The sequence below is a fragment of the Ruegeria sp. BJ3 genome (assembly GCF_056535665.1).
Genome location: NZ_JBQFIT010000001.1, coordinates 2,994,102 through 3,016,495, shown reverse-complemented (window position 1 = coordinate 3,016,495; position 22,394 = coordinate 2,994,102). Strand labels below are relative to the sequence as shown.

Annotated in this window: 24 protein-coding genes and 1 tRNA gene; 15 read left to right on the top strand and 10 right to left on the bottom strand. The window is 59.4% G+C overall.

Annotated features, from left to right (window positions below; genetic code table 11):
- Positions 1–423: a tellurite resistance TerB family protein gene (locus tag ACR3EL_RS15195; protein ID WP_093963405.1), complete on the bottom strand. Its 423-nt coding sequence runs from the start codon at positions 421–423 to the stop codon at positions 1–3.
- A 423-nt stretch (positions 424–846) separates the two neighbouring features.
- Here ACR3EL_RS15195 and ACR3EL_RS15190 point away from each other — a divergent pair, with 423 nt between their 5' ends.
- From ACR3EL_RS15190 to ACR3EL_RS15175, 4 genes are all read left to right on the top strand, one after another.
- A complete protein-coding gene (locus ACR3EL_RS15190; RefSeq protein WP_480722170.1) occupies positions 847–1,272 on the top strand; it encodes a class I SAM-dependent methyltransferase in 426 nt (141 codons plus the stop codon).
- A gap of 115 nt (positions 1,273–1,387) precedes the next feature.
- The gene (locus ACR3EL_RS15185; RefSeq protein ID WP_170342077.1) at positions 1,388–2,962 is read left to right on the top strand and encodes a lysine--tRNA ligase; all 1,575 of its coding nucleotides are present in this window, start codon (positions 1,388–1,390) and stop codon (positions 2,960–2,962) included.
- A 48-nt stretch (positions 2,963–3,010) separates the two neighbouring features.
- Entirely contained in the window at positions 3,011–3,412 is a 402-nt protein-coding gene (locus tag ACR3EL_RS15180) for a DUF4864 domain-containing protein (RefSeq protein ID WP_170342075.1), read from the top strand.
- A 142-nt stretch (positions 3,413–3,554) separates the two neighbouring features.
- Entirely contained in the window at positions 3,555–5,840 is a 2,286-nt protein-coding gene (locus tag ACR3EL_RS15175; protein WP_170342074.1) for a glycosyl hydrolase family 28-related protein, read from the top strand.
- A gap of 43 nt (positions 5,841–5,883) precedes the next feature.
- On the opposite strand, the gene ACR3EL_RS15170 is transcribed toward ACR3EL_RS15175, so the two are convergent.
- Complete coding sequence (locus tag ACR3EL_RS15170; protein ID WP_170342073.1) at positions 5,884–6,549, bottom strand: hypothetical protein; 666 nt, start codon at positions 6,547–6,549, stop codon at positions 5,884–5,886.
- Positions 6,550–6,688: 139 nt separating this feature from the next.
- Between ACR3EL_RS15170 and ACR3EL_RS15165 the strand changes: the two genes are divergently transcribed.
- Both ACR3EL_RS15165 and ACR3EL_RS15160 read left to right on the top strand, forming a co-directional pair.
- Positions 6,689–7,009 carry an antibiotic biosynthesis monooxygenase family protein gene (locus tag ACR3EL_RS15165; RefSeq protein ID WP_093963400.1) on the top strand — a complete coding sequence of 107 codons (321 nt, stop codon included), beginning with the start codon at positions 6,689–6,691 and terminating at the stop codon, positions 7,007–7,009.
- A 72-nt stretch (positions 7,010–7,081) separates the two neighbouring features.
- On the top strand, positions 7,082–7,489 hold the full coding sequence (locus ACR3EL_RS15160; protein ID WP_170342071.1) for a universal stress protein: 408 nt from the start codon (positions 7,082–7,084) through the stop codon (positions 7,487–7,489).
- Here the strand turns inward: ACR3EL_RS15160 and ACR3EL_RS15155 are convergent.
- A complete protein-coding gene (locus tag ACR3EL_RS15155) occupies positions 7,474–7,983 on the bottom strand; it encodes a HugZ family pyridoxamine 5'-phosphate oxidase (protein WP_170342069.1) in 510 nt (169 codons plus the stop codon). The genes ACR3EL_RS15160 and ACR3EL_RS15155 overlap by 16 nt on opposite strands.
- Positions 7,984–8,102: 119 nt before the next feature.
- Here ACR3EL_RS15155 and ACR3EL_RS15150 point away from each other — a divergent pair, with 119 nt between their 5' ends.
- The 4 genes from ACR3EL_RS15150 to ACR3EL_RS15135 all read left to right on the top strand — a co-directional run bounded on the left by ACR3EL_RS15150 (position 8,103) and on the right by ACR3EL_RS15135 (position 9,941).
- Positions 8,103–8,495, top strand: coding sequence for an excalibur calcium-binding domain-containing protein (locus ACR3EL_RS15150; RefSeq protein WP_254435647.1), 393 nt, complete (start codon positions 8,103–8,105; stop codon positions 8,493–8,495).
- Positions 8,496–8,655: 160 nt separating this feature from the next.
- Positions 8,656–8,946 carry a hypothetical protein gene (locus ACR3EL_RS15145; protein WP_170342066.1) on the top strand — a complete coding sequence of 97 codons (291 nt, stop codon included), beginning with the start codon at positions 8,656–8,658 and terminating at the stop codon, positions 8,944–8,946.
- Between the two features lie 27 nt (positions 8,947–8,973).
- Positions 8,974–9,531, top strand: coding sequence for a lysozyme (locus tag ACR3EL_RS15140; RefSeq protein WP_170342064.1), 558 nt, complete (start codon positions 8,974–8,976; stop codon positions 9,529–9,531).
- Between the two features lie 56 nt (positions 9,532–9,587).
- Complete coding sequence (locus tag ACR3EL_RS15135) at positions 9,588–9,941, top strand: MmcQ/YjbR family DNA-binding protein (protein ID WP_170342062.1); 354 nt, start codon at positions 9,588–9,590, stop codon at positions 9,939–9,941.
- On the opposite strand, the gene ACR3EL_RS15130 is transcribed toward ACR3EL_RS15135, so the two are convergent.
- From ACR3EL_RS15130 to uvrB, 3 genes are all read right to left on the bottom strand, one after another.
- A complete protein-coding gene (locus tag ACR3EL_RS15130) occupies positions 9,938–10,645 on the bottom strand; it encodes an ORF6N domain-containing protein (RefSeq protein WP_170372133.1) in 708 nt (235 codons plus the stop codon). The two genes, ACR3EL_RS15135 and ACR3EL_RS15130, sit on opposite strands and share 4 nt — an antisense overlap.
- Positions 10,646–10,801: 156 nt before the next feature.
- Positions 10,802–11,665 (bottom strand): DUF4238 domain-containing protein, encoded by an 864-nt coding sequence (locus tag ACR3EL_RS15125; RefSeq protein ID WP_260064257.1) that lies wholly within the window; start codon positions 11,663–11,665, stop codon positions 10,802–10,804.
- A 1-nt stretch (position 11,666) separates the two neighbouring features.
- Positions 11,667–13,853 carry an excinuclease ABC subunit UvrB gene (gene uvrB, locus ACR3EL_RS15120; protein ID WP_480722164.1) on the bottom strand — a complete coding sequence of 729 codons (2,187 nt, stop codon included), beginning with the start codon at positions 13,851–13,853 and terminating at the stop codon, positions 11,667–11,669.
- 160 nt (positions 13,854–14,013) lie between these two features.
- On the opposite strand from uvrB, the gene ACR3EL_RS15115 reads away from it, so the two are divergent.
- From ACR3EL_RS15115 to ACR3EL_RS15095, 5 genes are all read left to right on the top strand, one after another.
- A complete protein-coding gene (locus ACR3EL_RS15115) occupies positions 14,014–14,325 on the top strand; it encodes an ETC complex I subunit (RefSeq protein WP_093963390.1) in 312 nt (103 codons plus the stop codon).
- Positions 14,326–14,802 carry a GNAT family N-acetyltransferase gene (locus ACR3EL_RS15110; protein WP_480722162.1) on the top strand — a complete coding sequence of 159 codons (477 nt, stop codon included), beginning with the start codon at positions 14,326–14,328 and terminating at the stop codon, positions 14,800–14,802.
- A gap of 21 nt (positions 14,803–14,823) precedes the next feature.
- Positions 14,824–14,900, top strand: a tRNA-Arg gene (locus tag ACR3EL_RS15105).
- A 309-nt stretch (positions 14,901–15,209) separates the two neighbouring features.
- Complete coding sequence (locus ACR3EL_RS15100) at positions 15,210–16,301, top strand: AAA family ATPase (protein WP_170342052.1); 1,092 nt, start codon at positions 15,210–15,212, stop codon at positions 16,299–16,301.
- Positions 16,302–16,311: 10 nt separating this feature from the next.
- On the top strand, positions 16,312–17,217 hold the full coding sequence (locus ACR3EL_RS15095) for a metallophosphoesterase (RefSeq protein ID WP_170342050.1): 906 nt from the start codon (positions 16,312–16,314) through the stop codon (positions 17,215–17,217).
- Positions 17,218–17,531: 314 nt separating this feature from the next.
- Here the strand turns inward: ACR3EL_RS15095 and ACR3EL_RS15090 are convergent, their stop codons facing one another.
- The 4 genes from ACR3EL_RS15090 to ACR3EL_RS15075 form a co-directional block, all read right to left on the bottom strand.
- Complete coding sequence (locus tag ACR3EL_RS15090) at positions 17,532–19,139, bottom strand: HoxN/HupN/NixA family nickel/cobalt transporter (protein ID WP_170342048.1); 1,608 nt, start codon at positions 19,137–19,139, stop codon at positions 17,532–17,534.
- A 16-nt stretch (positions 19,140–19,155) separates the two neighbouring features.
- A complete protein-coding gene (locus ACR3EL_RS15085) occupies positions 19,156–19,302 on the bottom strand; it encodes a hypothetical protein (protein WP_170342046.1) in 147 nt (48 codons plus the stop codon).
- A gap of 130 nt (positions 19,303–19,432) precedes the next feature.
- On the bottom strand, positions 19,433–20,827 hold the full coding sequence (locus ACR3EL_RS15080; RefSeq protein ID WP_480722159.1) for a metal-dependent hydrolase family protein: 1,395 nt from the start codon (positions 20,825–20,827) through the stop codon (positions 19,433–19,435).
- Between the two features lie 203 nt (positions 20,828–21,030).
- Positions 21,031–21,885 carry a hypothetical protein gene (locus ACR3EL_RS15075; protein ID WP_480722157.1) on the bottom strand — a complete coding sequence of 285 codons (855 nt, stop codon included), beginning with the start codon at positions 21,883–21,885 and terminating at the stop codon, positions 21,031–21,033.
- Positions 21,886–22,394 lie beyond the last annotated feature (509 nt).

Here is a 22,394-nt window from a genome sequence, read left to right as displayed (position 1 = left end):
TCAGACGGTGTGACGCGCCCGCGCGCCCCGCTCGATCGCTGCGGCGTGCAGCCGATCGATCTCCAACTCATACCGGATCTCCTCCAGCAGCCGCAGTTCGGTCTCGGCCAGCGAGCCATCGGCGGCGGCGACATCGCAGGCCAGAGCATAAGCCGTTTCGTTCAACCGCTCAGGCAAGTTGTCCCGGATCAGGCCAAACAATGCGTCCAGACCATCTTCCTGCTCGAACAGGTCAAACACGATCTGCGAAACCCGGCGCATACGGTCAATATCGTAGTCGGCAAAAACAGGCAGCATGTTCACGGCTGTCTCGATCTTGACCAGTTCGACGGTGCGGATGTTCTCGTCCGAGGCTGAAACGGCCACCATGATAGCCACAAGGCAATCCTGCGGCGACATCGGGTGGGAAACGGGTTGGGTCATGGGAACGTCCTGCTTGGCTGTCTTTGATCGCGCACGATATGGGGCGGGGCGCGCGGGTTCAACATATTGTTTCGCCAGCCACCTTAGTCTGGAATTGCAAGTACGGCGAATGCGTTGACCAGCAGAGTTGCGCGTTTGCCGCCTATCGGTCACAACATGGTAAGTGTTTCGTAGTCGGTCCGCGCAGGGGCCAATTCACCCTGAGCAACAGATCTGGCGGAAACGGTTGAACGAACGTCATTGAGCAGCAGAAAAATCAGGAAACTCTTTGGAAAGGCGCCGACGGACCCAAGGCGATTCTTGACTCAATGTATGACTACCAAATCTGCGGGCGCTGAAATCGGCGTCTGGATGGACAATTTTTTCGGAGATGGTTCTGAGTGCGGGCAGCATCGCAAAATATTTTCTGGTTGATCCATACGAGTGCATGCCGCAATTCCCGAACAGGATGTATGGGGGAAGGTCGCGCAAAATCAGGGCGACATGGACGAAATTTTTGAGTGGACGCAGTCTAGACGGGCACATTTGCCTAACGAAAAGATCTTTGTTCGGAAGAGATCCGCGGAAGCGGCATCCGCGGTGCCCGACAAAAGCCTGGATTTTGTCTACGTTGACGGCAACCACTACTATGACGGTGTTCAGGCGGATATATTGTCGTACTTGAGGAAGCTGAAAACCGTTTGTTTTCTTATCTTCGATGACTGGAACTGGCATGATGACGAGGGGAAAGCCTCGGTGAAGCAGGCCGTCTGCGATTTTATTGCAGCCAATCCTGGATGTCTGCAGTTGGTCGATCTGCAAGCGGGTCAGGCCGTGTTTCTGGTCACGAGCAACCGTCTGAAATCGTAGCAGGGGCGGCGTTTCTCGCCTGCGGTCATTGACTCACGCTGCATCTGCACAATAGGAGATGCCGATCGGTCGCATTGCGCGACCGTCGCTGATTTCCCGATGGAGAACGAACGAAATGTCTGAACTGCGTGAAACCGCCATGACGTCAAAGGCCTGGCCTTTCGAAGAGGCGCGCCGGTTGCTCAAACGCTATCAGAAGTCTCCACCGGAAAAGGGCTTCGTTCTGTTCGAAACGGGATATGGCCCGTCGGGCCTGCCGCATATCGGCACTTTCGGTGAGGTGGCGCGGACCACGATGGTCAAACGCGCCTTCGAGGCCCTGTCGGACATTCCCACTAAGCTGATCTGCTTTTCGGACGATCTGGACGGGATGCGCAAGGTCCCCAGCAACGTGCCAAACCCAGAGGCCCTTGAAGCCTATCTGCAGCAGCCACTGACTTCTGTCCCTGATCCGTTCGGTGAGTATCCCAGCTTTGGTGAACACAACAACGCCATGCTGCGTCGGTTCCTTGATACGTTCGGGTTTGAATACGAGTTCTATTCGGCGCGCGACTTTTATCGTTCGGGTCAGTTTGACGAAATCCTGAAGCGTGCAGTCGAACGTTATGACGACATCATGGCCATCATGCTGAAAAGCCTGCGGGAGGAGCGTCAGCAGACCTATTCGATCTTTCTGCCGATCCATCCGGAAACGGGCCGGGTCCTTTATGTCCCGATGAAAAAGGTGTGCGCCGAGACCTACACGGTCACCTTCGATGATGAAGATGGCAAGGAGTGGACGCTGCCCGTGACCGGCGGCAATGTGAAGTTGCAGTGGAAGCCGGATTTCGGGGCGCGCTGGGCGGCGTTGGGCGTCGATTTCGAGATGTATGGCAAGGAACATGCGACCAACGAAAAGATCTATGACGCGATCTGCCGCGCGCTGGGCGGCCGTGCGCCCGAGCATTTCTCGTATGAGCTGTTCCTCGATGAAAACGGGCAGAAAATCTCGAAGTCGTCCGGAAACGGTGTTTCGATCGACGAGTGGCTGACCTATGCGCCGACCGAGAGTCTGGCCTATTTCATGTATCAAAAGCCGAAGACGGCAAAGCGGATGCACTTTGACGTCATCCCCAAGGCGTATGATGAGTACCATCAGCAGTTGCGTGCCTACCCCGGGCAGGATCTGAAGGCTCAGTTGAACAACCCGGTCTGGCACATTCACGGCGGTGACGTGCCGGAATCGACGTTGATCGTACCCTTTGCAATGCTGCTGAACCTCGCGTCGGTTTCAGGTGCCGAGGACAAGGAGACGCTGTGGGGCTTCATCCGCCGCTATGCGCCCGAAGCCACGGCCGAAAGCCACCCGGACCTCGACAAAGCCGCCGGTTTTGCAGTGCGCTACTTCAACGACTTCGTGAAGCCGACACGCAAGCATCGGGCGCCGACGGAGCAAGAGCGCGAGGCGCTTGAGGCCCTGAAATCCGCGCTTGAAGCCTATGACGGTCCGGTCGAGGACGAAGCTCTGCAATCGGTGGTCTATTCCATCGGCCGCGAGCGCTTTGACCCGATGCGCGGCTGGTTCACAGCCCTTTACGAGGTGTTGTTGGGCGCCAGCCAAGGCCCTCGGTTCGGCGGCTTCATCGCCCTTTATGGCGTCCCCGAAACGATTGCACTGATCGACAAGGCCTTGGCCGGAGACCTGGCCTGATTTGACCACATACTGCATGGGACTACCTTTCCGGCAGGAGGTGGCCCCATGCGTCGACTTTTGCTTGCAGTTTCCTTGAGCGCCGGTTTGGCAACAGCCGCAGTTGCCCAAAGTGGCGACATCGAAGCCAATATTGCTGCGCAGATTGAAGCCTTCAAGGCCGATGACTTCGCCACGGCCTTCAACTTCGCCAGCCCCAACATCCAGACAATGTTCCGCACGCCTGAGAATTTTGGCGCGATGGTGCGCAACGGCTATCCAATGGTCTGGCGCCCAGCTGAGATCCGATTTCTGGAATTGCGGCAGATTTCTGGTTTCTGGTGGCAGAAAGTGATGGTGGTGGATGCGAACGGCCGGGTTCACATCCTGGACTATCAGATGGTTCAGCTGGAAAACGGCTGGAAGATCAACGGAGTGCAGCTGCTTGGCAACTCCGACCCATCGGCCTGATGCAACACCCACCGTTACGATGATATGAGCGACGGTTAATCCCTTTCCGATACTCAGACCAGCGTGTCCGGGCGGCTTCCGGATCCGGAATTTGGCATGCGCCATAGCCTGAAGAGTGGGCGCGTTTGGGAAAGGGTATTCAATGAACAAGGCAATCACCGATGGCATCGTTTTCACGCCGCCGCAATTCGCGAATGGTCTGGATGTGTGGTCCAGCGGCGACGGCACTCCGGGCTCACCGACCTATGACGGATCGGGGACTGGAGTGTTCGTGCCTGCTGATGCGGAGTTTGGCGGCTGTCTTGAGATACTGAAGGTCAATGCCACGCAGCAACTGAGGTACATGGGGCGGACGCCGCTTCTGCCGGGCTGCTATTTGCAGATCAAGGCGCGGGTCAAAGCGATCAGCGGGCCATTGCCGCAGGTCCGGATCGCTGGATGGGCCGGAGGGGCCGGCGACGTGCACCTTTCCGGACTGACCGAGAAGGGCCCGGCCATTCAACTGTCGGCCTATGGCGTGGTGCACGAGGTCACCGCCATCGTTGGGATTGGGCAGCGGCCGGGCGTGGACATGCCTTGGGGCATTTCGGCCCTATACGGGCATTTCGGCCTCGATATCGAGGGGGCAAACGGCGCGCTCGTTCGGATTGATGATATCGAAATTACCGATGTCACCGGGGTCTTCTTGCGCGATATGATCAGCCTTGTGGACGTGCGGGACTATGGCGCGATTGGAGATGGTGTGACCGATGACTCGGCCGCGTTCGAGGCGGCAGACCAAGCCGCGGGAGGTCGCCGCATTTATGTGCCGCAGGGAACCTACCACCTGGCACAGGATGTTGGGCTGGACGCGGAGGTCGACTTTGAGGGCACGGTCACGATGCCTGATGACAAGATGCTTCTTCTGACCAAGAATTTCGATCTGCCGACTTACATCTCCGCCTTCGGCGATGAAGCCCTGGCCTTCAAAAAGGCGTTTCAGGCGCTGCTGAACAACTCGGATCATGAATCGCTGGACCTGGGCGGCCGCAAGATCTCGGTGTCCGAGCCGATCGACATGCAGGCCGCCGTGCCCAATCGCGGCAGCTACTCCACTCGCCGCGTGATCCGCAACGGGCAGTTCGACGTCAAGAGCAGCGCCTCATGGGACACCGAGACCTTTACCTCTGTCGCAACATACGACCCGGCGGATCCCTACAAGTTGTCCGGTGTGGCCAACGTGGCCAATATCCCGGTCGGGTCGTTGGTTCAGGGCAGCGGCGTTGGACGTGAGATCTATGTTCGGTCCAAGGATGAAGGTGCCGGTGAGATCACCTTGAACGCACCCATCTATGATGCGGCTGGCACGCAGACCTTCACGTTCGTTGATTTCAAGTACCTGTTGGATTTCTCGGGCTTCAGTGCGCTCCAGAAATTCGCCATGGAAGACATCGAGTTTCAATGCAACGGGCGCTGCAGCGCGATCCGCCTGTCGCCGGGCGGGAACACGTTCGTTTTGAAGAACTGCTTTGTCAGCCGCCCGTTGGACCGCGGTATCACTTCGATCGGGGTGGGGTGCCAGGGCATGTTGATCGACGGTTGCCAGTTCCTGTCCAGCGAGGAGTCTCTGGACGTGCCCGACCGCAGTTCGATTGCCATCAACGCCAATGCCAACGACGTCAAGCTGCGCCACAACAGGGCCGTTCGTTTCCACCACTTCGCGGTTCTGGGTGGAGACAACAACCTGGTTCTGGGCAACCATTTCTTTCAGGGCGACAGCGTGTCGAACGGTGTGCGCAATGCAGGTTTGGTGATGATCGGGGCCTACAACAGCTCTTCGATCGCCGACAATTATGTCGACAACTGTTTCATCGAGTGGAGCAATGAGCGCGATGCCGAGCCCGACTACACCTCGGGCTATTCCTTCAGCGCCATGAGCATCACCGACAACATCTTCTATTCAAGTGATGTTGCCCCGTGGTTCGCCTATATCGTCGTGCGCCCGCATGGCGTCGGGCATTTCCTGAACGGAATGACGGTCACGGGCAACAAGTTCCGAACGGCGAACGGGTCAATCGACCGCGTGGAAAAGGTTGATACAACTTTTGCCGATCTGAATTCTGATCGGCATGTGAATGTCACGTTCGCAGACAACACGTATCACAACGTGACACTCAAGACCGCGAACCCGCTGCGGGTCCGACACGAACAGAATACGGCGGCCTCTGCCTGGACGGTAGACTCGGATGGTGCATTCCCCTTTGGTGGGCAGGCCCGCAGCTGTGACAGCGTCGTCGTGCTGGACGGGCTGAGAACCGCCTTTGGAACCCTGCGCTATTCGGCCCCCTATGTTCAGTTGCAGCAGGGGACAAACCAGGACCAGATCAAGTTGCGTTGGTCCGAGGCCTTGAGCGGTGAAGTTTCGGTGATCATGCGGATCGAGGTCTGATCCGGGTCGGCCGGTCGCTTTTGGAGCGGCCGGCGCGCTGCATTCAGAACTCGCGCCACAGCGCGAATCTCAGGCCTTGCCCGTCCTCGGCGGCGTTACGCTCGACCCCGATTATCCAGGTGTTTGGGCCGCTTTCGGATCGAAACATCGCCGAGGGCCGCGCGCTCCAATAGAGCGGGCGGCCAGGTACATAGGACGTTTCGATCTGGAGCAGGGGATTGACCCGACGGTGCGACGACAAACCCACTGTCAGGTCCAGTTTGCGGATCAGAGCGTCATGGCTTCGGTATTCCAGCGCGGCATCAGCCGCCAGCCAACCACTGCCATATCGGGCCTGAAATCCTTTGCCCCAAGACAGGGTTGCCTTGTACATCGCCCATGCGCGGGTTTCACGGTGATGCGCGCCGACACCCAACTCGGCCGCCAGCCGCCCACCGTTGGAAAATTCGGCAACCGGTAGGCGCGCAAACACCACGGCATGACCGTAGAGGTCCTGATGCTCTTCCGCGTCCAAACCCAGCGTCAGGTTTGGGCGCATGCCCCATTCCCCATAGAGCGAGGACTTGAAGCGGATGTCCTTCCCGGGCTCGGAAAACGCCGTCAGGGCCAACGAGGTGAACGAGGCGCCTTTTTCACGCAGCCACGCCCCGGCGACGGCCGGAGTCGAAAACACAAGGCTTGCACACAGGAAGGCGATTAGGCGGGCCATTGGCGCAGGATCATCAACCTTGGTTAACGGAAGGTTAGCGCTCGGTTCATTTTTCGGAAACTTTTTCGCGCCAGCTCAACGAAAGGCAGGACGTTTGAAAAACCTGTGCTAGGCTTGGGTCAGACAAGGGAGATGACCGATGCCGAAGATATCAAAAGACGCCAGTGTTCAGACCGTTATCACCACTTTCGAAATGACCCCCGGAACCTGCCAGGACCTGCTGGAAGCGTTGACCGACGCCTATGCGAACTTCATTTCCAAGCAGCCCGGTTTTGTCGCGGCCGGACTGCATGTCAACGATGCCCAGACCCGCATCGCGAACTATTCGCAGTGGGAGCGGCGGGAAGATTTTCTGGCCATGCTGCGAACGCCTGAAATGCGCGAGCGTAACCGCAAGATCAACGAATTGTGCAAAAGCTTCGAGCCGGTGATGTACGACGTGGCCGAAACATTTGACTGATCCTGACCTGAATCAAGGTCAGAAGACTTTGACTACTGCTATCTGAACGCGAAACTCAAGGAGGCGCCAACCATGTATCACAATATTCTTGTCCCGATTTCCTTCGATGCCGAGCGTGACACGTCGGGGCCGCTGAAGCTGGCCAAGTTGTTGGCGACGCCAGATGCCAAAGTGACCCTGTTGCATGTTGTCGAGCATATTCCGGACTACGCAATCTCTTACATGCCGGCCGAATACCTGACCGAAGCGCGGCGCGCGATCCAGGATGAGCTGAACACTCTGGCCGCCAAGCTACCGAACGCCAAGGGCGTTGTGGTCGAGGGCCATTCGGGGCGCACGATTCTGGATTGGGCGGAAACCAACAAACCTGACCTGATCATCATGGCGTCGCACCGACCGGGGATGCAGGATCTGTTGCTCGGCTCGACCGCGACGCATGTGGTGCGCCACGCCAGTTGCGCAGTTCACGTCGTTCGCTGATCTGATGGCGGGCAAAGGTCTTCGCGTGTCATCTTCCACGCTTTGCCGAACCCGCCATTGAGAAGCCCATCGACAATCTCAAAACGCACAAAACGGAAATCCGCGAAGTCGACATATAGCCCGGCCTTCGGGCGCTGTGACAAGTAGCGTGCCCGAAGCGCGGTATGCTCCTCGGTCGCCCGTGGGATCGGGCGCGCCGTGCAGTGCAGGGTCAGCCGGGGGTGGGTCAGTGGATCACCTTTGTCAGCGGGCTCGCCGATCAGCAACGCGCAGGCCGGATTTGCCTCCAACGCGCGTGAGTGCTCCGCTAGGTCCGAGATCAGGGTCAGCGGCCATCCAGCACTGTCGGTGGCCAATGCGATGCGGCTTATCGACGGCAGTCCGTTGTCTGGATGTACCACGGCCAGGGCGGCAAAACGGGCCTGCGCGATAAGATCAAGGGCCAGTTCCCACGCAGTCTCGTCGACCGGGCGAAATGGGTTTCGAGTGTTCACGTGGCGCCCTCGCTGGATTGCGTCATTCCGATGCCTCGGCTTTGCCACATAGTTGGTGTATCGCCAAGCTTATGAAGCTGAAGACAACCGTATACAACGAACCCGCACCAGATCCACGCTTGGCACGTCGCCAGCGCAAGGCTGATGCCCTGCGCCGACATGCGCTGTCCCCGCTGCGCATTCTGCTGATGGTGCTGGCCCTGCCGCTGACGACTGGGATGATCGCGCTGGGCGTATATCTCCGGACCTCGGATCTGGAGCGGACCGAAGCCGTGATGCACCTTGTGGCGCTGGCTGGTTGCGACGCGGCTCGCTCCGTTGGTCTTGGACCGATGCGCGAGGGACAGCTTGGGTACCACAAACGCAACGACCCTGACGGCGACGGGATCGCATGCGAGTCCAGTGTCCGGGCCGCGACGCGGTCGGCTGTGCCGGTCCAGGCTCCTGCGTCCACGCAAAGCGCGGCGCCCAAACCCCGGGCTGTCGGAAACGCCAAATTTGTCCGCCCGTGACGGTCCTTGAAGACGCCTATCTTCATGGTTGAACCTTTTCTCGCAGATGACCGCGTTGCCTGTGTCCCTGCGTGATTTGGGCAGGACGTGGTAGGATCATACCGTCCGCTGGCAGTTTGCCGCGGTTCGGGGTCTGGACCCCATGCGAGGGAGGATAACCATGTTTGCACGCGTTACCCAGTTCAAGATGAAGCCCGGCACCCGCGAGGCCGCCACGGCCCGAATGAACGATCTGAAGGATCAGATCATGGGCATGCCCGGTATGCACTGCTTTACGAATGTGATGAACGAGGATGGCAGCGGCTATGTGATCTCGATCGTCGAAAGCGAGGCGACATCAAACGCAAACGCCCCCAAGGTTGCCGAGTTGTGGGGCCAGTTTGCCGAGTATCTTGAAGGACCTCCGACGCCGATGGGCTATGATGTCATCGCCCATTGGGACAAGGGGTGACATCGGCCGCCACTCGGGGATGGCCTGATGCCTTACAAGATCACGCCGCGTATTGCAGCCGAGCTTATCGCGCACGAAGCGATCGTGCGCGAGGCCTATCTGGATTCCGTTGATGTCTGGACCTGGAGCGTGGGGATCACGTCGGCCTCGGGCCACACGGTCTGGCCGCGCTATCTGGACAACCCTCAGACCTTGCGGCGCTGCTTTGAAGTGTATGAGTGGGCCATCCGCACCAACTATCTGCCTGCGGTGGAAACGGCCTTTTCCGGCCACGCCCTGACCGAGGCGCAGTTGGGCGCGGCCTTGTCCTTTCACTACAACACCGGGGCCATAGACCGGGCCGTATGGGTGCGCAGGTGGAAGGCCGGGGATGTGGCCGGCGCTCGACGCGCGATCATGTATTGGCGGCGGCCACCTGAAATACGCCCCCGGCGGCGCAAGGAGCGCGCTCTGTTCTTCGATGGCGTCTGGTCGGGCACCGGCACCGGAACCGAGTATCAGGTGCGAAAACCGTCCTATCGGCCAGACTGGTCCAGCGCGGCGACGGTTGAGATCGGCGACGTTCTGCAAGACCTGTTCGGTTAGGCCCGACAGGTCATGTTTGCTTGCGAAATCCTTGCCGGCCGGTCAGGATCGGCGTCATGACCCGAGACGAATTCAACGCCTTCTGCGCCTCTCTCAAGGCCACAAGCCACGTCGTGCAGTGGGGCAATGCGGATGTATGGAAAGTGGGCGGCAAGGTGTTCGCGATCTGCGGCTGGAACGACGGCAAGGACGCCTTTACCTTCAAGGCCACCGATCTGGCCTATGAGGTGCTGCAGGATCAGCCCGGCATCCGCCCCGCGCCTTATCTGGCCTCGCGCGGCATGAAATGGTTGCAGGTTTACGACGAACGCGGGATGAGCGATGCGTCCCTGCGCGACCACATCGTGACGTCCTACGAGATGGTCGTGGCCAAGCTGACGAAAAAGATGCGGGCGGAACTGGGGCTTTAACCCTTCATCGCCTGCAGCAGTTCGATCAGCCGCTTGCGGTCATCGTCATCGGCGTAATCGCCCGCGGCCAACCGTTCAGCGATGCGCAGGCGCAGACGCTCGTGCTGGGTGCGCACCTCTTCGCCTGCGGTTTCGGCCAGGGTCTTCATGATCGTCGCCACCGCCTGCTGGCGCTTGGTGGTGGGGTTGGCGATGTAGTCGACCAGGCTCTGCTGCCCGGAATCGAGGATGTTTTCGGCCAGCGCCCTCAACTGCTCGCCATTGGGCAGCAGTGGGGCGGGTGTACCTTCGGGCGGCAGGATCTCGGGCGCGCTGCGTGGGGTTTCAGCCAGGGCGTTGGCGCCGTCGACGAAGGCCTCGGTGATCATGCGGGTGATCTTGATCGCGCGCGGGTCCTTGAACAGGGTCGAGGCGATGGCCACGCCGTAATCGGTATAGACCCACGGATTGACCCGCCGCCCGCCGCGGCCTTTGGGCTTTGAAATCACATTCCGTGATATCAAATCGGCCACCTCGGCATCGGTCAGCTGAAAGCGGTAGCCTTCGAACAGGTCCTTGTTGCGCGAGACCGCCTGATTGAAGGCGCTGACGGACTTTCCGTAGAACCGCGCCAGATCCTCGGCCAGCACCACGCGGGTGCCGCGCACCCGGTGAATGGCGCTTTGGACCTCATGTGTAGAGGGCAAGTTCTTGGCGTTCGTCATGGCAGCCGTTTGGAATCACAATTTGTGATTTCAAACGTGGAGGACGGGGAGGTGGGTGGCAAGCGTGGATTAAGAGTTGGGAAGCAGTAGGGCACTTTAATCCGAAAGGCATTGAAAGTTAACGCAGCGAAGGGTTGAAACCCGCCCCATGCCCGCTCACCACTCTGAGTTTGCAAGCGACCGAAGCAATCGTTGTGAAGCGGATGCAACCGCTCGACTATTTTTTGTCAAGGCACGGTTCATCCTTCGTACGACGTTATCGTCAAATAGTATGCAGTCGGGAGCCGAATGGTCAGCGACGAAGCCTACTGCAATTTTTGGTGAAAACGTTGTCCACTCCTCGACACCTAATTCACCTAACTCTTGCTTTGGATAATTTTCAAACCGTGCGACAGGATTGCTGGAGACAATGAACTGTTTGTTCGCGCGCTTTGGAGTGCCGATAACGATCTTCATCTTTTCAAGCCTAGAAAGAATTTTTGGAGATTGACGCCCAAAGTTCTCTACTCGGCTATTTCGCAAAGCCCGCGCTCTGAAGTTCTCATCGTTGAGACGTAACTTCTCGTCTTCGGTCAAGGGGCGGTACTTGGCCTCAAATTCGCTTGCCAAGTCAGCTGTGAAAGTCTCCTTCGCGACCTCTTGGACAATCGGGTCAATGAAGTCTGGGGACCTTTTCATATGATTGTAAAAAAATTGAATGAACCTATACCGAAGATCCTTACTGGGAAAGGTCAGAATGCCGGTGTCGAGTGCACGCTGAAAAGCACCCACCCAGTCGGGAATGTAATTGTCCAATTCATATGCGAAGAACTTCTCAATAGTATCATCTTTGGAACCATCGCTGCGTTCGAAGGAGTTAAAGTGCATTCGCCGAAAAACACTGTCGATGTTACGGCGCTCCGGAACCGTAGAGCCAGATTGCTTAGATAAATAATACAGAGACTCACCAGTCACACAGAAGTTACGAAGTATCGCTTTAGCGACGTAGTGGTGTTTGCTCGAAACCTTTTGCTTATTCAATTTACCTCTTCCGTCTCTTCACATTTCCACCCCGCTGCCCCGGCCGTCCAGCCGTTGACCGCCCCTGCGACCGGACCGCGTCTTCCGAGGCTTTCTCGACCGCCCATTGGCGCGCCATGGGGTCGTCGGCGACGGCCAGATCGACCGCTTCCAGACGCTTGATCTCATCCCGGATGCGGGCGGCCTCTTCGAATTCCAGGTTCTCGGCCGCCTTGCGCATCTGATCGCGCAACCCGTCCAGATGGGCCTCGAGGTTGGCGCCGTGCATCGGTTTGTCGATGGTGGCGGTGACGCGGTTCATGTCCACGTCGCCGGCATAAAGCCCGGCCAGAACATCCTCGACATTCTTCTTCACCGTCTCGGGCGTGATGCCGTGTTCCTCGTTGTACGCGATCTGTTTGGCGCGGCGGCGGTTGGTTTCTTCCAGCGCGCGCTCCATGCTGCCGGTGATGCGGTCGGCATACATGATCACGCGGCCCTCGGCGTTGCGGGCGGCGCGGCCGATGGTCTGGATCAGCGAGGTTTCCGAGCGCAAGAAGCCCTCTTTGTCGGCGTCCAGAATGGCGACCAGACCGCATTCGGGAATGTCGAGCCCCTCGCGCAGCAGGTTGATGCCCACCAGCACGTCGAAGGCCCCCAGCCGCAGGTCGCGCAGGATCTCGATCCGCTCGATCGTGTCGATGTCGGAATGCATGTACCGGACCTTGATGCCCTGTTCGTGCATGTATTCGGTAAGGTCTTCGGCCATGCGTTTGGTCAGCGTGGTGACCAGCGTGCGGAACCCCTTGGCCGAAACCTTGCGCACCTCGTCCAGCAGGTCGTCGACCTGCATCTCGACGGGGCGGATTTCAACCTCGGGGTCCAAGAGGCCCGTGGGACGGATCACCTGTTCGGTGAAGACGCCGCCGGTCTGCTCCAGTTCCCACTTGGCCGGGGTGGCGCTGACGAAGACCGACTGCGGGCGCATGGCGTCCCATTCCTCGAACTTGAGGGGACGGTTGTCCATGCAGGAGGGCAGGCGGAACCCGTGTTCGGCCAGCGTGAATTTCCGCCGGTAGTCGCCCCGGTACATGCCGCCGATCTGCGGTACGCTGACGTGGGATTCATCGGCGAAAACGATGGCGTTGTCGGGGATGAATTCGAACAGGGTCGGGGGCGGCTCGCCCGGTGCGCGGCCGGTCAGATAGCGCGAGTAGTTCTCGATCCCGTTGCAGACGCCGGTGGCTTCGAGCATTTCCAGGTCGAAATTGGTGCGCTGTTCCAGCCGCTGCGCTTCCAGCAGTTTGCCCTCGCCCACCAGCTGGTCGAGGCGCTGGCGCAGCTCCTTTTTGATGCCGAGAATCGCCTGCTGCATCGTCGGTTTCGGCGTGACGTAGTGCGAGTTCGCATAGACGCGGATCTGCTCCATCGTGTCGGTGCGCTCGCCGGTCAGGGGGTCGAATTCGGTGATGGCCTCAAGTTCTTCGCCGAAGAACGAGAGTTTCCACGCGCGGTCTTCCAGGTGGGCGGGCCAGATTTCCAGGGAATCGCCCCGCACCCGGAAGCTGCCGCGCTGGAAGGCCTGATCGTTGCGGCGGTATTGCTGAGCCACCAGATCGGCCATCACCTGCCGCTGGTCGTATTCGTTCCCTACCTTCAGATCCTGCGTCATCGCCCCGTAGGTCTCGACCGAGCCGATGCCGTAGATGCACGAGACCGAGGCCACGATGATCACGTCGTCGCGTTCCAGCAGCGCCCGGGTGGCCGAGTGGCGCATCCGGTCGATCTGTTCGTTGATCTGCGACTCCTTCTCGATATAGGTATCGCTGCGCGGCACATAGGCTTCGGGCTGGTAGTAGTCGTAGTACGACACGAAATACTCGACCGCGTTGTCCGGGAAGAAGCCCTTGAACTCGCCATAAAGCTGCGCCGCCAGCGTCTTGTTGGGGGCGAGGATGATGGCGGGGCGTTGGGTTTCCTCGATCACCTTGGCCATGGTGAAGGTCTTACCGGTGCCGGTGGCGCCCAGCAGCACCTGATCGCGCTCGCCGTCCAAGACACCGGCGGCGAGTTCTTTGATGGCCGTTGGCTGGTCACCCGCCGGTGCAAACTCCGTATGCATGACGAACCGCTTGCCGCCCTCAAGCTTCAGGCGGGCGCGGACATCGTCGACTGTCAGCTGGGTTTTGTCAGAATGTGCATAGGACATCGGCAGGCTCCGCTTGGGCTTCTTACATTTGTTCTTATTTTGTCCGCATGCAACCCCTGCAGCACCGGTCATTTGCATGGCCCTGCGGCATTTGCAATCTTGTCCCCGCCCGCACTCTGACGCATAAACGGTCGCGACCAACCGAGTATGGAGAGGCGACATGCGCGCACGGATTTACCAGCCTGCAAGAAATGCGATGACGTCGGGTATGGCCAAGACCCGCAAATGGGTTTTGGAATTCGCGCCTGCGTCGGCGCGCGAGGTTGATCCGCTGATGGGCTGGACGTCGTCTTCGGACACGCAATCCCAGGTTCGCCTGAAGTTCGACACCAAGGAAGAAGCGTTGGACTATGCCAAAGATCATGGCATCGAAGTTCTGGTCAGCGAACCGCACAAGCGCAAACCCAACCTGCGCCAGCGCGGGTATGGCGAGAATTTTGCAACAGACCGCCGCGGTCCCTGGACCCACTGAATGATTGACATCCGCGAGGCGGATCCGGCTTCGGCTGCCCTGCGGCCGGTGGTCGAGGCGCATTTCGCGCACAGCGAAACCGCGGGACCCGCCGAAAGCAATCACACAATGGATGCCGAGTCGCTCTCTGGGCCGGATATTCGGTTCTGGGCCCTGTTCGACGACGACGAGCTTGTGGGGTGCGGCGCATTGAAGGCTTTGCCGGACGGGACGGCCGAGGTGAAGTCGGTCCATATCCTGGCCAAGGCGCGCGGGCGCGGTTTGGCGCGGACGATGATGAACCACCTGGCCGAATGCGCACGCGCCGACGGACTCTCTGCTCTGGTTCTGGAAACCGGCGCTGCCCATCTGGCCGAGTACGACGCCGCACGCAAACTCTATGAAGCGTTGGGATACAGCTATTGCGGTCCGATCTTTGGGTATCGGGACGATCCCAACAGCGCGTTCATGCGCTTGGCTCTTGAACCCCGGCCCTAAACCGATCAAGAAGGGCCCAGCGGTCCCGTAGCTCAACTGGATAGAGCAGCTGACTTCTAATCAGCAGGTTGAGGGTTCGAGTCCTTCCGGGATCGCCAGTTCCTGATCCTAGTTGACGTTTGACATCCAAAGTCCGTTTTTGCGACAAAAAACGGTTTTTTGAATTGCCCCCGAATCTACCTTCCTTTTAGCGCAGTTCTTTCAACAACTTGTGTGTCGTGGATCGGTTCGTTCATTCCGGCCGGGTTCGATGGCGCAACCCAACCAGGATGCGTTGACACACAGCACGTTAGTTGTTCCCTAATCGTTCCACAGGTTCCGGAACCTTTCATACCCATCAGCCCGCCCGCCCCGGCGGTGTGGACACCAGCGCGGCAAGCCCCGTCGCGCCTCGAAAGGATTCTGCGATGCCCCGTGCCACGACCACGATTCCATTTCACGCGCTGCGTTTCGAAGACGACCTGCCGACGCTGCACGAGGTCGAGCGGCGCCTGAAGACATTTCTGCGCGGCCTCCGCAGGCAACGCCAGGCGGCGCAGACCGGTGACGATGAAGGCGGCCGCGACAAGATGGATCAGTTTTTCGACTATCTGAATGAGGCCGAGCGGCGGAAGATCCGGCGTCGCGCGCACCGGTACGTGCAGCGGCTGGACGCCCTGTCTGATCTCAGCGAGGAGAACCGTGCGAAGCTGACGCCCATTCGTGGCGGACTGCCGGTTACCCGCGTCACCTCCGAACACGAGGCGGACGAGATCGCCGCCGCGCTCCACGCCGAGATGCCCTGGATAGCGCCCGCCACCGAAGCCGTCTGGCACGGGCTGCGGGCCTCGGCACGCGAAGGCCTGCCCGGTGTTCGGTTCACCCCGCTCGTCCTGATCGGCCCGCCCGGCGTCGGCAAGAGTTTCTGGGCCCGGCGACTGGCCCACCATCTGGAGGTGCCCGGGACAAAGATTGACGCAACGGGCGAGCCGGCGTCGTTCGCGCTCACCGGATCCCAGCGCGGCTGGGGCAGCGCCCATGCGGGCAAGCTGGTCAACACGGTCCTGACCCACCGGCATGGCGGGCCGCTGGTGATCATCGACGAGATCGAGAAGGCCGACGAGGTCCGCTCCAACAAAGGCACGCGGCACACGCTGACGGATGCGCTACTGCCGCTGCTGGAGCGGATGACGGCGGCGACCTGGGAATGCCCGTTCTTCCAGGTCAAGATGGACATGTCCTGGGTCAACTGGGTGATGACGGCGAACAGCCGGCAGGGCCTGCCGGAACCATTCCAGAGCCGCTGCGTGGTGCTGGACCTGCCGGATCTGACCACGGCGCAATTGAGAGACTTCGCTATGAACGAAGCCGCCCGGCGGCGACTTCCCGCGCCTGCTGTCGACGCCCTCGCCGCCATCTTCGAGACCGGCGCATTGTCCCACCGCCGCCTGAGCCTGCGCACCGTCGCCCGGATGCTCGACCGCGCCGAGGCGCTGGCGAAGCACCCCGTGCTGCACTGAGGCGACCGCCGTGACCCATGTGACCATTCCGTATCAGACCGGTACCCTTGTGGTTCTTGGTGATCTGCATTTCGACGGCTATCAGCGCCATGGGCTCGATCCGATCAAGACCTGGGGGCTCGAGGACATCGTTTGGGAGGCCGATGCGCTCATCCTCGCGGGCGACCTGACCAATGGCCCTGCGCGAAACTGGGCCGATGTGTTTCAGTACCTCTCCACCTTCTTTCCGCCGCAGCAGATCTATGCGCTGCCCGGCAACCACGACTGCTACCACGGCTGCTTTGACGACGATCCGTACCTGGCGGATGCGGCTCGAAAGGCCGGGGCGCAGTTCGTTCAGAAACAGGTTCTGCAGCATGGCCACACGCGCCTGCTCTGCTGCACGCTCTGGACCGACTTTGCCCTGTCGCAGGATCGGCCGGGCGCGATGCGGATGGCCCGGCGGGTGATGCGCGACTACGATCTGATCACGGCGCCGGAGGATCCGCAGCTGTTCCTTGCCAAGGACGGAACCATCCGCCCGCCCCGGCGGATCCGGCCCATCGACACCCTGAACGCCCATCTTGACCACCGCGCCTGGCTCGAGAGTGCTCTTGGCGAACCGCACCCCGCGGGTGCCGCCGGGTGCACCGTTGTCGTCACCCATCACGGTCCGCACCCGGCCGTCGCAGGCAGGATCGATGGTCTGACGGCCAGTTTCCATTCCGACCTGAGCGACCTGTTGAAACGTTTCCGGCCAGAGGCCTGGTTCTTCGGCCATTCGCACCGCAGGCTCCGCGGGCACGTCCACGGCACGGACATTCGCAACGTTTCGATCGGATATGCCGGGGAGTTGATGGATGAACCCATCTCCTATCTGCGTGAGGCGTGCGTCTGGGAGAGTTCTCCTGCGAAGAGTCTGGGGCAGGAATCATGAGAAGTACATCCGGGTCGCGGCCGCATAGCCGCCCCCGCGCAGCGGTGCTCGATCTGAGGTCGCCCGCGCCCCTGAACTATCCATTCCCGATGCCGAAGGAACCGCAGGTTCGCGGAAACCCGGAGTATGACTTCGAAGGCATAGATCCAGCCCGAATATGGATGGGCACCGGAACGGGTGGAAAGTGTGAATTCGCGGCCGTGCAGCGTGCAACAGAGGAGATCGCAAAAGGAGACCTTCATTCCCGCGACCTGTGGCCCGTCCTGCCCAGAGATAGTGCGTACAAGGCACACCCAGAAAGGCCTTCTCGGCTTTCAATCCCTAAGAGCCGACAAAGTCTTTTCTTGTAGTTTCTCCGCCGGGCCAATCTGGGATGCGAGCGGTTGAACGGGCGCACTCCATGATGTGAGGAACAAAAGCACTCCGACCACGGTCACACAGGTCGCACCGGCGACTTGGGCAACGCTTTCAAAGCGTTGGTGGGTGGCTGCATTCGCACCGATCCGCTGCGCAACTTTCGCGCGTCCCCAGATGGCCGCGACGCCGATCAGAGACATAGAGATCGCCATGCCCAGCGAAATCGCGGCCACCATGGCGATCGCAGGCCATACAAGGTCATTTGCAAACCCGAACAGCATTACGATCAGCGCGCCGGTACAAGGAACGATGCCCACCGCTGTCGCAAGCCATCCGTCGGATCGGCTGGACGATTTTTCGGCAATTGCGCAGGCAGCGCAGCCGCTGTGGGTATTGTGGTCATGCGGGTGCGTGTGATGCGGACCGTGTTCATGGGTCGCCGAGGCCGTTCTTCGGAGGTCATGAATTGTCCGAAGGCTTTTCCAAAGCATCAAAAGGCCAATTGCAATGATCAGCGCATAGCTGCCCAGCCGGATGAGCCTGTAATCGGAGGGTGCCCCGCCGGTGGTTTGCCGGATCGCAAGGTCGAGCAGGAATACAGCCGCAACGGCCGAGAACACGTGTACGATGGCGATGCGAACCCCCATCCCGACACCGCGGCGCAGGCTACCCCCTTCACCGACGAAATAGGAAATCACGACGGCCTTGCCGTGCCCCGGCCCAAGGGTGTGCAGGACCCCATAAAGAAACGCGACAAGAAGAGCGAACGCTACCGTCGCCAGCGACTTGCCCTGATCCATCGACGTCATTGATGTCGTGAAGAGATTGCTGATCCAGGCCTGGGTTCGGACCACGATATTGCCCTGAACAGGCGCAGCGGCAGACGCCTTGATTTCACCCGGTACGCCCCAAACCTGTGCCTCTTTCAATGAGTAGGATGCTTCGACCATCCTCTGCCCGTCGACGAGGAACAGATTGCTGACAGACGGTTCATGTTCCAGAATGCCGCGCAGCCGAATTGCGTGAAACGCTTCGTCTATTTCAATGCCTTCGGGTACATCGACACGAACCATCTGGTTGGGCGGCGGCGGCGGCGTGTGAATGCAGGCCCCCACCCACGGCACCAGCAGAAAACTGAATACGCGCCCGTTATCCCCGCGCAGCGGCAGGACGTATCCATCAAGCGAAACTTCGTGCCCGAGATACTGCCCGGTTACGCCGGTCGCCTCTTCGCGCCGTTTCTCCATCACCACAAGGCGCTGGGTCAAAAGCTCGTCCGCGTCATAGCCTTGGTCGCGCAGCCGCACACGGGCCTCCTGTGCCCGCTGGCCGAGTTCGGCGTCATCCACGCGGCGCGCGGCATCCAGGATCGTTCGCAGGTCATCCTTCTGCTTGTAGGACATCTCGAGGAACGGATCGTCATAAGGCGCCGTTGACGGCGCCAGATCATGCCAATCTACATGCGGGGGCTCATTGGCCAGCGCGGCCGAAGGGTGCAGCCCCAGCGCAAGCAATAGCAAAAGCACCATATGCCCGAAAAAGGTGATGACTTGTTGCGCGTCCATAGCAGGCCTTTCCATGTCACACCGCGTTCTTGAAGTTGACGCTGCCCATCATGATCAGATCAATGTTTCCCCACGGGTTGGCGGCCAGCCTCAAATCCTCGAGAGGGTTGACGACAACCATGATCAGGTCTCCGTCGGTTACGAAACTGGTGATGTCGATCATCTTCGCGGACAACCCGTCATGGACATTTGCGTGTATTATGATGATTGGACCGGGGGGCGTCCCGCGCCCCCGCGACCGAAGCCGCGAGGACGAAAGCAAAGCTAGTCAGCGTTCGGCCACGCATGACCGGTCACTCCATGTCGAACTTGTAGATGGTGCCGTCCTTCATGATCATGCCGAAGTTCGCCTTGGCATCGCTGATCAGTTGCAGATCCTCCAGAGGATTGCCGTTGACGAGGATCATGTCCGCATAGGCGCCTTCCTCGATCACGCCGAGCGGGCCGAGCGGATAAGGGGTCACTTTTTGCGACATCTTCAGCAGTTCGGCATTGTCGCAAGTTGCCATTTTCAGCGTTTCATACGGCGTGAACCAACGTTCCATCTTGGCCAGCACCGCGCCCTGGCGTTTCGCGAGGTCCGCGCTGAACAGCGTATCGGTGCCGAAGGCGATCTTCATACCCAGTTCCTTGGCGGTCTTGTAGACGAAGTCGGTGCCATCGGTGACAAACTTGTACTTGGCCTTCTGGAACTCGTTCAGAGCCGGTGCGTCTTCATCATCCATGAACGGCTGCATGCTGAGCCAGACATCCTTGTCCTTCATCATCTGCAGGGTCTCACGGGTGGCCATGTGGCCGTGTTCGACGCTACGCGCGCCATTCTCGACTGAGTGCCGAACCGCTTCATCATTGATCGCATGGGTCGTCACATAGGTGCCCCAGGCTTCGGTCGCCTCGACGGCGGCCTGGAATTCCTCGTCGGTGAACTGGATGACATGGATCGGGTCATAGGACGATGTCACGCCGCCACCCGCCATTAATTTGATATGGGTGGCCCCCTGCATCAGGTTTTCCCTGACGCGTTTCAGAACTGCCGGAACACCATCCGCGAGATAGAACATGTTGCCCTCTTCAAAAGAGTGCAACTCACCCAGGGGAGTTGGCACGTCCCGGGTGATGCGGAAATCCTGGTGGCCGGCGGTGATTGACAAGGCTGGCCCGGATGGAAAGACCCGCGGCCCGTCGATCAGCCCCTCGTTCGTTGCGCGCGCGATGTCGAACATCGGTCCGGCCACGTCACGCACTGTTGTGAACCCGCGCGACAGCGCGTTGTTCTGGGCCTTGGCAGCCAGGAGGTTCCAGTAGCCCTCGCCCGTCAGGGCCAGTTGCGCGATCGTCGCTTCGGCAAAGACCCCATGCCAATGCGCGTCGATCAGGCCGGGGATGAGCGTGTAGCCCTCGGCATCGATCTCGAAAGCGCCTTCGGGTGCCTCAAGATCGGAACCAATGGCGGAGATCAACTGACCGGAAACCAGAACGTCAACATCCGCGAGTTCTTCGTCACACCCGTTGAAGACCTGTGCGCCCCTGATCAGGACATTGTCGAATTTCATCTTTACGTTGGTGGTTTCAATTTCACCGACGACACCGGCCGGGACGACCTCATGATTGGCCTCATGCGCCAGAACGCTGGCCGGAGTCGCGGCGAGCGTCGTGCAGAGCAGATAGGTGAGCGTTCTGTTGGTCATGATGTACATCCTCATTTTCAACCGATGAATGAATTTGGTTTTGGTCGCGCAAAACTGTTTTTGGTTGCGCAGCCTGGGTTTTCAAAAATTGCGGATCGCGGTGAGTGGACCCGCTGGGCTTTCTTGTGCTCCCATGGCACTGAAATGTTCAGTCACATGAGGGCGTGAACAGACCCAAGAAGTCAACAGCGACATCGCCCGCATCAGAAGTTCAGCACCTTGTATCCAACCTGGACAGACCACTCTGCCGGCCTGTCGCCGCCAAACAGAATGCCAGGCTTGATGAACACTTGACCGTCACCGCCAAATGCCTTGCCCGTCAGCATGCCCGCGGTCACCTGTAGGCTGCCGAACGTCGCGTCCGTTTCCCAATCGTGGATGATGGCCGGATCGAAGGTCAGGTAGAAACGCGGATTTTTCAGCTTGGGAACATAGTAGAAGTCGATCGTGGTCGTGTTCACATTCTGACCTTGATCATTTCCGCCCTCCAGTCCGAATGTCTGAACCCAGGCCGGGGCGAAAATTGCTCCGTTGTTGAGAAACCACGCGTAGAAGGCCGAGGTTTCACCGGCAAATTGCCCATAGCCGGCGGCTTCGGTTTCTGCTGTGTCCAGGAACAGTTCAAAAGTGAAAGCGGCCCCGTTTTTCTCGGTAAGGTAAAAAACGTCAATGTAGGTAACGCTGATGTCGCCCAGCGTGAATTCAACTCCAGGCTTTCCGCCGTAGATTGGGTTTGCGTTGAACGGGCTGTCCGATCCAGGCACGGTGATCCGGAATGCCCGTTTGCCGCCTTCACCAAAAGGCTGCGTATAGAAGGCCTCGAACAGGCCGGTATTCAGGTCGGAATTGATCTGGTTGAACTGATACTGAATCCCAAACTGCGTCGTGAGCAGCGTTGGATTTGTTCCGTTGTTGATCTCGCTGAGGTCTTCCTGAGCTTTGGCAGGTGGTGCAATGGTGGCTGCAAAGAGAGCTGCCATTGCAGGTAATCTGCGCAGCTTCGGTGCAAGCGATGTGCCCGAGGCTCGATACAAGGATTTGATTTCGACGGTGTCCACTCGGCTGTTCCCCATCTTGAGTTGGTTCCGATCTCGTCAGCCTTTCGACACGCGCTGACACTCCCGCATGAGACAAGCCCAAAGCTCAAATTTCAACCTGCAAAAATTTTTTGACTCTGATGAGGGATCATGAGGGATGATGTGCTACCCAACGCGTCCTCGACCGTTGTCAGATTTTCTGCCGATCTGGCCGGAGGTTTCTGTTCCATTGGTCTATGCTGCCAGTTCGGCCACCATACTCAAATCCGTTTCGACGACCCTGGCTGTGAGAATGGTCCTATTGATGGGTTTTAATTGGACACGGCTATCCAAAGCCGGCCTTCACCCATAGCCGGGCACCGGCGGTTCGGTCCGCACTGTGTAATTCGCCAATCCGCAGATTTAGCCGTAGCAGCGAATATCAGGTTCGGCGGGCCGCACCGCAGCATGCCGTGCTACGAGTGAACGGCAGGTCTGGGCCGAAACCTTCTAAACGCCTTTCATGCCGGGCAAGACATTCTGCAACATTG